We start from the raw sequence: 11,724 nt of genomic DNA on the forward strand, positions 1-11,724 counted from the left end.
GGCCTCAACTCCCCTTGCGTGCCACGTAGTAGACGTTGAGGACATCGTCCTCCACCTCGCGTACCTCGACATCGCCGAAGCCCGCCTCCGCCAGCATCTTCAGCGCGGTCTCCCTGCCCCATACGGTCCCCAGGCCGGCGCCGCCCTCGCCCAGCGAGACGGTCATGCAGTAGAAGACCGAGAAGGTGTAGAGGGTGGGGCCCAAGGGGTGGTCGAGGTTCTCCTCCAGCCTGCTGGAGGCGGCGATGTCCCCCATCAGGAACACCCCGTCATCCCGCAGCGCACCGGCGACGGCCGCCAGCGCCTCGGCCGGACGGGCCAGGTCGTGGATCACGTCGAAGGCGGTGATCAGGTCGTACGGGCCGGTCACCGTCGCCGCGTCCGCCAGGTCGAACCGTGAGTTCCGCAGTCCCAGCCGCTCCGCCTCGGCCCGGGCCGCCGCGATACCGCCCTCCGACATGTCCACCCCGCGGAACCTGCTGGCCGGGAACGCCCGCGCCAGGAGATTGACGGCGTGCCCCTGGCCCGTACCGATGTCGAGCACGTCCAGACCGTCGCCCGAGCCCAGCCGCTCCGGCAGCCCGGGCACCAGCGGAATGATCGTGTCGACCAGGGCGGCGTCGTACACCCGTGCCGTCTCCTCGGCCTGGAGCTCCTGGAACCTCGGATACGAGGAGTACGGCACCCCGCCCCCCTTCCGGAACGCCGTGACCACCTCGTCCTCGACGAGCCCGATCAGCGCGAGATCCTGGAGGAAGGACGCCAGATTGTCGGGCCCGGCGGCCCGGCACAGGGAAGCGGCGTGCTCGGGCGGCAGCCGGTACGTACGGTCCGCCGGGTCGTACACGACGATCCCGCCCACGGTCACCCCGCCCAGCCACTCCCGTACATAGCGTTCGTTCAGCCCCGAGGCCTCGGCGATCCGCTCACTGGTCGACGGCGGCAGCTCCGCCATCACGTCGAACAGCCGCGTACGGTGCCCGAGGCTGCACAGATACCCCAGGCAGGCATCGTTGAGCACCTGCCCCATCCGGCCCGCGAACTCCTCCTGCCTGACGGGGTCCATCGTCTGCTGGGTCATGACGCCTCCTCCGGTAGGCCGCAGCGCGCCGCCGGAATCGCGTCCCTGCCCCCCGTATCCGCCGCACACCGCCGACCGATGGGTCCCCCTGCAAACGTTACGCCGTTCAGACGGCCATGACCGCGTGGTCGTACCGCGGGATCCACTTGTCCCGGGTGGCGATGGTCATTCCCTCGATCTGCGCCTGGGCGACCAGTATCCGGTCGAACGGGTTGCGGTTCAGAGAGGGCAGCCGCCCCGCTTCCCGCACGCCCCCTTGTGCGGACCCGCCGATTGCGCTTCCTTGATCGGCATGGCGGAGACAAGCGCAACCACAGAGACAGGGGAGCCGGCCTCCCACCCGCGTAAGTCCAGCTGGAAGTACATCGGCCCGGGGATCGTCGTCGCGGCGACCGGTGTCGGCGCCGGGGACCTGGTCGCGACGCTGATCGCCGGCAGTAAGTTCGGGTACACCCTGATGTGGGCGGCGGTCATCGGCTGTGTCGTCAAGATCTCGCTGGCCGAGGCGGCGGGCCGCTGGCATCTCGCGACCGGCCGCACGCTCTTCGACGGCTGGCGCAGCCTCGGCCCGTGGACCACGGTGTACTTCGCGGTCTACGTCGTCGTCTGGGGCTTCATCTACGGGGCGACGGCCATGTCCTCCAGCGCCCTGCCCATCGTGGCCCTGTTCCCGGACGGGCCGGGGCTGAAGTTCTGGGCGATCGTGACGGGCCTGATCGGGCTGACCTTCGTCTGGTTCAACCGGTACGCCGTCTTCGAGAAGGTCATGACGGTCCTGATCGGCATCATGTTCGTGGTGGTCGTCTATGTGGCCGCCCGTGTCGTGCCGGACGTCGGGGCCTCCTTCGCCGGGCTGGTGCCCGCCCTCCCCGACGGCTCGCTCCTCTACACCCTCGGGCTGATCGGCGGCGTCGGCGGCACGATCACGATGGCGGCGTACGGCTACTGGGTCAACGCCAAGGGATGGAGCGACTCCTCCTGGATGAAGGTGATGCGGCTCGACAACCGGGTCGCCTACATCACCACCGGCGTCTTCGTCGTCGCGATGCTCATCGTGGGCGCGGAGCTGCTGCACGCCTCGCAGATCGCGCTGACCTCGGGCGACCGGGGGCTGGTCGACCTGGGCAAGGTGCTGGAGGACCGGTTCGGCGCGGGCACCGCGAAGCTGTTCCTGATCGGCTTCCTCGCCACCTCGTTCTCCTCGCTGATCGGCGTCTGGCACGGAGTGAGCCTGATGTTCGCCGACTTCGTGGAGCGGTTCCGGGCCCCGGCGGCCCCGGCGGAGGAGGGCGCGGGGCCCGCCGTCGCCGACCGCCGCCAGCGGTCGCTGCCGTTCCGGGCGTACCTGCTCTGGCTGACCTTCCCGCCCATGGCGCTGCTCTGGCTGGACGAGCCGTTCGGCCTGGTCATCGCCTACGGGGTGCTCGGCGCGTTCTTCATGCCGTTCCTCGCCCTGACCCTTCTCTGGCTGCTCAACTCCTCCCGTACGCCGAGGGAATGGCGCAACGGATGGCTCAGTAACGGGATGCTCGCCCTGGCCGGGCTGCTGTTCGTCGTCCTGTGCGTCCAGCAGGTGCGCGACCTGCCCTGGTGACGGACGGACGGTGAACGCCGCAGCGCCGCCGGGGGAGCGGCGGCGCTGCGGGTTCGGGGACCGCTGTTCGACGCGAGGTTACGGCAGGCCGCGCACGTGCGGGCCGACCGCCTTCGACCAGGCGAACCCGGCCGTCGCGTCCCAGTTCGTCGACCAGGTCATCGCGCCGCGCAGCGACGGGTAGGTCCTGGACGGCTTGAAGGAACCGCAGTTGGTGCCCTTGGTCAGGCAGTCCAGCGCCGCGTTCACGACCGACGGGGCGACGTATCCGCTGCCCGCGCCCCGGGTGGAGGCGGGGACACCGATGCCGACCTGGGACGGGTCGAGGCCGCCCTCCAGCTGGATGCAGGCGAGCGCGGTGAGGAAGTCCACCGAGCCCTGGTGGTAGACCTTGCCGTCGCAGCCCAGCATCGAACCGCTGTTGTAGTACTGCATGTTGACGACGGTCAGGATGTCCTTGATGTTCAGGGCCGTCTTGAAGTACTCACCCGACGTCGACTGCATGTCGAGCGTCTGCGGGGCCATCGTGATGACCAGTCCGCTGCCCGCCTTCGCCGACAGCTGGCGCAGCGCCTTCGTCATGTAGGTGGCGTTGAGGCCGTTCTCCAGGTCGATGTCGACCCCGTTGAAGCCGTAGTCCTGCATGAGCGCGTAGACGGAGTCGGCGAACGCGGTGGCGGAGGCGTCGTTCTCGACCCGGACCGTGCCCAGTTCGCCGCCGATCGAGATGATGACGTTCTTGCCCTGCGCCTGCTTGGTCTTGATGTCCGCCCGGAACTGGGCGTCGGTGTAGCCGTTCAGCCCGGCCGTGTCCAGGTTGAAGGTGACCGCGCCCGGCGTCGGCAGGGCGTCCGCGAAGGAGACCGCGATGATGTCGTAGTCGGCCGGGACGTCGGTGAGCTTCTGGACGGCGGCGCCGTTGTTGAAGTTCTGCCAGTAGCCGGTCACCGCGTGCTTGGGCACGGCGGGCCCGGGGCCGGGGCCCGTGCCCTCCTCGGCCGTACGGGCGCTGACGGCCGCGGACTTGGCCGACTCGCCGGCCGCGTTGGTGGCGCTCACCGAGAACTGGTACGCGGTGTCCGCGGACAGCCCCGTGACGGTCGCCGAGGTCCCGGTGGAGGTGGTGGCCTGCACACCGTCCCTGTACACCTTGTAGCCCGTGGCGCCGGGGGCCGCGTTCCAGGACAGGGCCACGGAGGACGTCGTGGTGGCGCCCGCCGTCAGGCCCGCGGGGGTGTCCGGGACGACCGGGGGCTCTTCGCCGCCGCCCCCGCCGTCAGGTCCCGTCACCTCGAAGTCGTCGACGAAGTAGGCGTCCTGCCCGTACCAGCCGTGGGTGTAAACGGTCACCGAGGTGGTGTCGGCGCCGGTCGTGAAACTGGTGGACAGCTTGGTCCAGCTGGTGGAGCCCGGGGTCCACGTGGAGACGTCCGTCGTGCCGGTGCCGCTCACGCCGAGGTAGGCGTAGCTGCCCTGGACCCAGGAGCCCAGCGCGTACGTGGAGTTGGGCTGCACCGCCACGGTCTGCGTGCACTTGGCGTTGTCCTGGCCGGCCGGGGTGGCCTTCAGCGCGGACGTGCCGCTGCGTACGGGGGAGGAGACGACGGTGCCGCTGCCACCCGTACAGGTCCAGTTGGTGAGCCCCGACTCGAAGCCCGGGTTCTTGGCGTTGTTGACGTCGGCGGCCTGTGCGGTGCTGACGAGTCCGGTGACGGTCAGGGCTCCGGCCGCGATGAGGGCCATGGTGCCGCTGAGGACCGGGCGGGAGTGACGCCTTCTGCTTCTGCGTCTGCTGCCTGCGGAGCGTTCCACTGGTGCCTCCGGGTGGGGGAGTTGGGGATGTGCGGCGGCCGGGGATGACGGCTGGGGTGTGGCCATCGCTTGGCGCATAAGCTGGTCCAGACCAATCGAGTTGTCAAGACCTCTGGCGGCGTCCGGGCGCTACACGGTCCGCCGCGGTGGGCCCGGGGCGGGGCCCCGGTGGTGCCCGCGGCGGGCCCGGGGTGGACTCCGCGACGGACTCCGCGACGGGCTTCGGGCAGGGCTTCTTTGCCCGGAGGTGACTCGGAGGCTTCTCGGCAGGTGCGACTTTCCCCCCGCACGGGTGATCTTGCGAAGGCCTTCGGACGGTGACGGAAACGGCAACCGCGAAAGCCCCTCAGCGCCCCTGGGCGCCCTCGATTCACGACTGACGTGCGCGAATGAATACGTGATCGAATTCCGGACACGCGCTTTGGTAACGCTCCGCAAGGTCGGGAGAGTTGAGTGAAATCGATTTCATCCTGTTTAGCACCCGAGCCCCGTACGAACAGTGTTCGCATGATGACGCACTGGTCTCCGATAACTGTTCTCTGCCTGGTGAGACGTGGCTAAAGTGCTGGTGCAGGAGCACGAGCAGGAGCGATTGCGGCCGACGTCCCGACGTCGGCCGGAGCCGAAACGGGGAAGAGCGTGCCGACCGCAATAGCAGTGACGAGTGCCGATCAGGTGCTGCCGCCCACCGATCAGCAGACACCGACCGCGGCGCTGCTCCAGGCCCCCGAAGCCCAGGCCCTGGAGCTGGCGATCGGCGACATGCACCTGTTGCTCGAACAGCACGGGTATGTGATCGCCGTCTACTCCTCGGGTATCCGCCCCGAGCATGAGCGGCGCCTGCACTCCATCCGCTCGGTCCTGGAGAGCGACCGGATCGCCCTCGTCAAGGTGGACCTCCCGCCCCTCGGCGTCGCCGTACTGGTGCGCCAGCTCCGGCAGTTGTCCATCTGCGACTTCAGCCCCGGAGTGGTCGCCTCCGCGGCCCGGCTGCTCTCGCACTACATCTACGCGGGCGCCCTTCTCAACTCGGTCGCCCGGCTCGACCGGGTCCCGGTCAGCCTCAAGAGTCACGCCAAGTCCTGGGTTCCCGGCTCCCAGTTCGCCGTGCTCGCCGGTCCCGAACCGCAGCTCGTGAAAGTCGGCCCGGCCGCAGAACCGCTGGCCGGACCGGAATTCGGCACACATCTTCTGCTGGCCAAAGGGAACTTGCAGTCGGACTGGGTGCAGGAGACCCTCGCGCCCGCCTGGAAGGTCCAGGCCCTGCACGACACGGCGGTTCCCGCCGACTCGCCGCGCTGGTGGGGCACCGGAAAACTGGTGGAGTTCACCGCCTACCTCCCGGACCTCTCCGTGCTCTACCAGCTGGTCTCCTCCGTACGCCGGGAGAAGTGCCACTGGTGCGCCATGGAACTCATCGGCGACCGCTGCGCATTCTGCTCCGCACCGCTCGCGCTCCCGGAGAACCGGACGGCCTTTGGCGGTGTCCTCCACCATGGGGCCGACGCGTCGGCGGGCCCCTAGCTCCACCGCTCAGGCCCTGGGCCACCCGGCCCCGGGCTTCCCGCCTGGCCCCCCCCGCTCAGCTCCCCGCCCCCTTCCCGCTCCTGCCGTCCCCGGGTGCACCGCTCCCGTCGTCCCTTCGCCGCCGACGGCCACCCGCGTACCGCCCAGCGCCACCGACTCCCACCCGTGCCGCCGCTGCACCGCCCGCGAACCCCAAGGCTTCCGTCCGTCCACTGCCTGCCCGTCCGCCGCCGCCCCTCTGTCCCGTGCCCCGTGTCCCGCTTTCTCTGTCCGCTGCCCCACGCACCCGATTCGAACGAGGTTGTCCGGACCATGAACTCCCGCCAGCGCCGCGGCGTGATACTCCTGCTCCTGTCGGTCCTGTGCGCCTTCGCGGCCTTCGCCGGCGTGCTCTCGGTGATCAGCGACGTCAACTCGAAGGTCGGCCCCGAGGTGACCGCGTACCAGCTGAAAACCAGCGTGGCTCCGTACACGGCCCTGAACAGCGGCCAGTTCGAGAAGATCAAGATGCCCAAGCGCTGGCTCTCGGAGAACGCCGTGACCGATCTGCGGGAGGTCGAGTCGAAGATCGCGGTCACCGAGCTCCGCGAAGGCTCCCTCCTCCAGTCGGACATGATGGTGCGCAAGCCCGAACTGAGGGCCGGTGAACAGGAGATCGCCATCATGATCGACGCCTCCACCGGCGTCGCGGGCAAGATCACTCCGGGCGCCACGGTCAACGTCTACGCCACGTTCGCTGGTGAACAGCAGGGCGACCCCGCCCAGTCCAAGGTCATCGTGGCCAACGCCAAGGTGCTGGACGTCGGCAAGCTCACCGCTCTGGAGCCGGGCGCGGACGACCGGCGGACGCGGGCCACCGAGGCCGTGCCGATCACCTTCGCCCTGAACACCCTGGACACCCAGCGCATCGCCTACGCCGAGTCCTTCGCGGAGCACGTGCGCCTCGCGCTCGTCGCCCCCGGTAGCGACGGCACCATCCGTCCCGGCGACCGCACCTACACGCTCGACAAGGACAAGTGAGGTCCGGATGACCACCAGGATCCTCCCCGCCGTAGGTGACCTCGACGCGGCCCGTTCCGTCACCACGCTGCTCAGCCAGCTGCCCGACGCCGAACCGGCCACCCCCGTCGGCGACTCCACCCAGCTGATCGACACCCTGGCCCGCCTCGCGGGCGAGGCGCTCGACGAGCTGCCCGAGGTGGTGCTCGTCCACGAGCGGATCGGCCCGGTCCCGGCCCTGGAGCTGATCCGGGAGGTGTCCCTGCGGTTCCCCTCCGTCGGCGTCGTCATGATCACGGCCGACGCGAGCCCCGGCCTCTTCGCCGCCGCGATGGACTCCGGTGCGCGCGGCCTGGTCACCCTGCCGCTGAGCTACGAGGAGCTGGCCAACCGGGTGCAGGCGGCCGCCCAGTGGTCGACCGGGGTCCGCCGCCACCTCTCCTCCGGCAACGACGTCTTCACCGGCCCCGGCGGCACGGTGGTCACGGTCACCGGTGCCAAGGGCGGCGTCGGCACGACCGTCACGGCCATCCAACTCGCCCTGGCCGCCCAGGCGTCCGGCAACTCGGTGGCTCTTGTCGACATGGACCTCCAGACCGGGGACATCGCCTCGTTCCTCGACGTCCAGTTCCGGCGCTCCCTGGTCGACCTCGCCCTGATCACCGACATCTCGCCCCGGGTGCTGTCCGACGCCGTGTTCTCCCACTCCACCGGACTCGCCCTGCTGCTCGCCCCCGGCGAGGGCGAACGAGGCGAGGAGGTCACCGACCGCTCGGCCCGCCAGATCGTCAGCGCGCTCCGCTCCCGCTACGAGATCGTCGTCATCGACTGCGGCGGCCAGATGAACGGGGCCAACGCGGCGGCCATCGAGATGGCGGACGTGGCCCTGCTGGTCACGACCCCCGACGTGGTCGCGGTGCGCGGCGCGAAACGCATCGTACGGATGTGGGAACGGCTCCAGATCCGCAAGGCGGAGGAGACCGTCACCCTCGTCAACCGCTTCACCCGCAACACCGAGATCCAGCCGCCCCTGATCCAGAAGATCACCGGCACCCGGGTCGCCTCGGCGGCGGTCCCCGCCAACTTCAAGGAGCTCCAGGCCTGCGTCGACGCCGGACGCCTGCACGAACTGGACGCCAAGAGCACCGTGAAGCAGGCACTCTGGGGGCTGGCCGGGGAATTGGGCATCGTCAAGGAGAACGCGACGACGAAGAAGGCCGGCAGCGCCCTGGCCAAGAGGAACAGCGGCACCTTCAAGAACGACCGCGGCTCGATCGGACGCCCGCTCCGGCGCTGGGGCGGGCCCGCAGACTCCGAGGGGACACGTTGAGCGATGACCACCACCACGACGACAGTGGACGCGGACAGCGGCATACGAGGGAGCCGGGGGCGGCGGGGGACCTGGGCGGCCCGGTGGGATGACCGGGGGCAGACCGCCGTCGAGTTCCTGGGCATGACCCCCTTCATCATCCTGATCATGCTCGTGCTCTGGGAGTGCGCCCTGATCGGCTACACGTTCAGCCTCGCGGGCAACGCGGCGGACGTGGGCGCGCGCAAGGGGAGCGGTGCCGAGTTCGCGCAGGGGGCCGCCTGCGATGCGGGCGCGAGGGAGGACCTGCCCGACGCCTGGTCGAGCACGGTCGAGGTGACATGCGGCCCGAACGGCGACCTGTACGAGGCGAAGGTGCGGCTGAAGGTGCCGGTGCTGGTGCCCGGCCTGTTCGATCTCGACACCCACATCACCGGCGAGGCCGGATCGGCGAGGGAGAACTGAGCGATGACGACGACCATCCCGGACGGCACCGACGCCCGTGCTCTTCGCCACCCCACCGTCCCTCGCGCGCGTCGCCACCCCACTGACGCCCGAGCTCTTCGCACTCGCACCGGCCCCCGAGCTCTTCGCGCTCCCACCGGCTCCCGCGCTCTTCGCACTCCCACCGGCCCCCGCTCCCTGCGCACCCGTACGAAAGCCGGACGCCGGGACCGCGGCCAGGTGGCCATGGAGTACCTGGGCTTCCTCCCGCTGCTCCTCCTCGTCGCCCTGCTCGCCATCCAGCTCGGCCTGGCCGCGTACGCCGCCAACCAGGCGGGCACGGCGGCCCGCGCCGGAGCCCGTACGGCGGCCAGCTACGACGCCTACGGCACCGGGGAGGCCGCGGCCCGCAACGCGGTCAGCGACTGGGTGCGGAAGGGCGACGGCTTCCGCTACAGCGAGGGCGGCGGCAGCGACGTGACCGCGACGGTCAGCATCCGCATCCCCTCCATCGTCCCGGGGCTGGACGACTGGCGGGCGGAGCGCAGCTCGACGATGCCCCGCGAGTAGCACCGGCGGGCCGGAGGCCGCACGTACCGACCGGACCAGCACCATCCGCGACACCGAGGAGAGTTACGCAGATGAGCCTGCGGGCACGCATCACCGCTCCGGAGGAGCAGGGCGGGGCGCGGGAGGACGGCCACCTGGTGGCCACCTACCGGGCCAAGCTGCTGGAGGAGATCGACCTCGCGGAGATGTCCTCGCTGGCCGCCGCCGACCGGCGGGCCCGGCTGGAACGCGTCCTCGGCCACATCATCAGCCGCGAGGGCCCGGTGCTCTCCACCGTGGAACGCTCCCAGCTGATCCGCCGCGTCGTGGACGAGGCGCTCGGTCTCGGCATCCTGGAACCGCTCCTGGAGGACGCGTCCATCACCGAGATCATGGTCAACGGCCCCGACCAGATCTTCGTCGAACGCAATGGCAGGGTCGAACAGCTCCCGATGCGCTTCGGCTCCCACGAGCAGCTGATGCAGACCATCGAGCGGATCGTGTCGACCGTCAACCGCCGCGTCGACGAGTCGAATCCGATGGTCGACGCGCGCCTGCCCAGCGGTGAACGTGTCAACGTCATCATCCCGCCGCTGTCGCTGACCGGCGCGACGCTCACCATCCGACGCTTCCCGCGCTCCTTCACGCTCCAGGAGATGATCGGCTTCGGTTCGCTGGACGAACAGATGCTGGTCCTGCTCGCCGGTCTCGTACAGGCCAAGCTCAACGTCATCGTCTCGGGCGCCACCGGCACCGGCAAGACGACCCTCCTCAACGCGCTCTCCGGGCTGATCCCCAACTCCGAGCGCATCGTCACCATCGAGGACTCCGCGGAGCTCCAGCTCCAGCAGAGCCACGTCATCCGGCTGGAGTCCCGCCCGGCGAACGTCGAGGGCAAGGGCCAGATCACCATCCGCGACCTGGTCCGCAACTCCCTGCGTATGCGCCCCGACCGCATCGTCGTCGGTGAGGTCCGCGGCGGAGAGTCCCTCGACATGCTCCAGGCGATGTCCACCGGCCACGACGGTTCGCTGGCCACCGTCCACGCCAACAGCGCCGAGGACGCGTTGATGCGGCTCCAGACCCTCGCCTCCATGTCGGAGGTCGAGATCCCCTTCGAGGCGCTGCACGACCAGATCAACAGCGCCGTCGACGTGATCGTCCAGCTCACCCGGCACGCCGACGGGGCCAGGAAGATCACTGAGATCGCCGTACTGGACTCGCACGGCCGCGACCCGTACCGCATCGTCACGGTCGCACGGTTCAACGCCCGGCCGATGGCCCCGGACGGCCGGGTCCACGGAGATTTCCAGTACCTCCCGCTGCCCCGCAAGATCGCCGACCGCCTCTACATGGCGAGCCAGCCCATCCCGCAGGCGTTCGGCGTCGCCGAGAGCGTCGGACAACTCGCCACCCGAGAGGCCAACTAGGTACCGAGCCATGGACAACGCCAACCTCCCCCTGATCACCGTCGGCGTCACGCTGGTGGCCTGTGTGCTCGGCGTGATGGGCCTGTACGCCTACTCCGGCGGCAAGGCCGACCGCGACGCCCTCGTCGAACGCCTCTCCCACGTCGGGCAGCTCCCCGAGTCCGGCCGGGTCCGCCGCTTCAAGGGCCTGGACCGCAGGCTGCGCGGCACCGTGCTCGGCCGGAAGCTGGAGCTGAAGCTCGCCGCGACCGGCATGGAGCTCACCCCCGGCGAATTCCTCGTCTACGCGCTCGTTGCGATGGCGGGCCTGTGGATGATCGCCTCCGCCATGCTCGCCGCGTTCTTCGGCCCGGTCGCCGCCCTGATCGGCCTCTGGGGCACCAACGCCTTCCTCAACTGGCAGCGGGCCAAGCGCACCGAGCGCTTCATCAACCAGCTCCCTGAGCTCTCCCGGATCCTCGCCAACGCCACCCAGGCCGGCCTGGCTCTGCGCACCGCGCTCTCCATGGCCGCCGAGGAGCTGGAGGACCCGGCGGGCGAGGAACTGGCCAGAGTGGCACGGCGTCTGGCGGTCGGCGAGCCTCTGGAGAACGCCCTGGGCGAACTGACCGACCGCCTTCCCTCCCGCGAACTAGTCGTCCTCGTAACGACGTTGGTGCTCTCCAACCGGGCGGGCGGTACGGTCGTCAGCTCGCTGCGCAACCTCACCGAGACCCTGGAGGAGCGCAAGGAGACCCGCCGCGAGGTCAAGACCCAGCTCTCCCAGGTCACGGTCACCGCCTACGCCGTACCGGCCTTCGGTATCGGCGCGATGCTCCTGATGAACGCGGTCATGCCCGGCGCGCTGGACCGGATGACGGGCGCCTTCATCGGCCAGGCGGCGGTCGTCGTCGCCATCGCCCTGTACGCCATCGGGTTCGTGGTGATCCGCCGCCTGTCGCGTATCGACGTCTGACGTCAGGAAGAGAGAGGGGAAGGA

The 11,724-nt window shown here is 69.9% G+C and carries 11 protein-coding genes; 8 read left to right on the forward strand and 3 right to left on the reverse strand.

The genetic code is table 11. From position 1 onward, the window contains the following. Nucleotides 1–4: 4 nt before the first annotated feature. Together RI138_RS21720 and RI138_RS21725 are read right to left on the reverse strand one after the other, a co-directional pair. Nucleotides 5–1,081, reverse strand: coding sequence for a class I SAM-dependent methyltransferase (locus tag RI138_RS21720; protein WP_311121260.1), 1,077 nt, complete (start codon nt 1,079–1,081; stop codon nt 5–7). 106 nt (nt 1,082–1,187) lie between these two features. Then, nucleotides 1,188–1,331, reverse strand: coding sequence for a PIN domain-containing protein (locus RI138_RS21725; RefSeq protein WP_311121261.1), 144 nt, complete (start codon nt 1,329–1,331; stop codon nt 1,188–1,190). A gap of 42 nt (nt 1,332–1,373) precedes the next feature. On the opposite strand from RI138_RS21725, the gene RI138_RS21730 reads away from it, so the two are divergent. Then, nucleotides 1,374–2,675 (forward strand): Nramp family divalent metal transporter, encoded by a 1,302-nt coding sequence (locus RI138_RS21730; protein ID WP_311121262.1) that lies wholly within the window; start codon nt 1,374–1,376, stop codon nt 2,673–2,675. Between the two features lie 78 nt (nt 2,676–2,753). Here RI138_RS21730 and RI138_RS21735 read toward each other — a convergent pair whose 3' ends face one another. Further along, nucleotides 2,754–4,487 carry a chitinase gene (locus RI138_RS21735; protein ID WP_311121263.1) on the reverse strand — a complete coding sequence of 578 codons (1,734 nt, stop codon included), beginning with the start codon at nt 4,485–4,487 and terminating at the stop codon, nt 2,754–2,756. Nucleotides 4,488–5,144: 657 nt separating this feature from the next. On the opposite strand from RI138_RS21735, the gene RI138_RS21740 reads away from it, so the two are divergent. From RI138_RS21740 to RI138_RS21770, 7 genes are all read left to right on the forward strand, one after another. Further along, nucleotides 5,145–6,011, forward strand: coding sequence for a hypothetical protein (locus tag RI138_RS21740; protein WP_311121264.1), 867 nt, complete (start codon nt 5,145–5,147; stop codon nt 6,009–6,011). A gap of 315 nt (nt 6,012–6,326) precedes the next feature. Beyond that, nucleotides 6,327–7,034 (forward strand): Flp pilus assembly protein CpaB, encoded by a 708-nt coding sequence (gene cpaB / locus RI138_RS21745; protein WP_096629561.1) that lies wholly within the window; start codon nt 6,327–6,329, stop codon nt 7,032–7,034. A 7-nt stretch (nt 7,035–7,041) separates the two neighbouring features. After that, entirely contained in the window at nt 7,042–8,343 is a 1,302-nt protein-coding gene (locus RI138_RS21750) for an AAA family ATPase (protein WP_311121265.1), read from the forward strand. 3 nt (nt 8,344–8,346) lie between these two features. Further along, nucleotides 8,347–8,787, forward strand: a complete 441-nt coding sequence (locus RI138_RS21755) for a TadE family protein (protein WP_311121266.1) — start codon at nt 8,347–8,349, stop codon at nt 8,785–8,787. Between the two features lie 219 nt (nt 8,788–9,006). Next, the gene (locus tag RI138_RS21760; RefSeq protein ID WP_398863438.1) at nt 9,007–9,336 is read left to right on the forward strand and encodes a TadE/TadG family type IV pilus assembly protein; all 330 of its coding nucleotides are present in this window, start codon (nt 9,007–9,009) and stop codon (nt 9,334–9,336) included. 71 nt (nt 9,337–9,407) lie between these two features. Next, on the forward strand, nt 9,408–10,745 hold the full coding sequence (locus tag RI138_RS21765; protein WP_311121267.1) for a CpaF family protein: 1,338 nt from the start codon (nt 9,408–9,410) through the stop codon (nt 10,743–10,745). Between the two features lie 10 nt (nt 10,746–10,755). Further along, complete coding sequence (locus tag RI138_RS21770) at nt 10,756–11,700, forward strand: type II secretion system F family protein (RefSeq protein ID WP_311121268.1); 945 nt, start codon at nt 10,756–10,758, stop codon at nt 11,698–11,700. Nucleotides 11,701–11,724 lie beyond the last annotated feature (24 nt).

The organism is Streptomyces durocortorensis (assembly GCF_031760065.1).
Taxonomy (GTDB): Bacteria; Actinomycetota; Actinomycetes; order Streptomycetales; family Streptomycetaceae; genus Streptomyces.

Bases quoted from the DNA above. Each gene is read 5' to 3' on its own strand.
- RI138_RS21720 (WP_311121260.1), bottom strand. From the start codon at position 1,081: ATGACCCAGCAGACGATGGACCCCGTCAGGCAGGAGGAGTTCGCGGGC.
- RI138_RS21730 (WP_311121262.1), top strand. From the start codon at position 1,374: ATGGCGGAGACAAGCGCAACCACAGAGACAGGGGAGCCGGCCTCCCAC.
- cpaB (WP_096629561.1), top strand. From the start codon at position 6,327: ATGAACTCCCGCCAGCGCCGCGGCGTGATACTCCTGCTCCTGTCGGTC.
- RI138_RS21750 (WP_311121265.1), top strand. From the start codon at position 7,042: ATGACCACCAGGATCCTCCCCGCCGTAGGTGACCTCGACGCGGCCCGT.
- RI138_RS21755 (WP_311121266.1), top strand. From the start codon at position 8,347: ATGACCACCACCACGACGACAGTGGACGCGGACAGCGGCATACGAGGG.
- RI138_RS21765 (WP_311121267.1), top strand. From the start codon at position 9,408: ATGAGCCTGCGGGCACGCATCACCGCTCCGGAGGAGCAGGGCGGGGCG.
- RI138_RS21770 (WP_311121268.1), top strand. From the start codon at position 10,756: ATGGACAACGCCAACCTCCCCCTGATCACCGTCGGCGTCACGCTGGTG.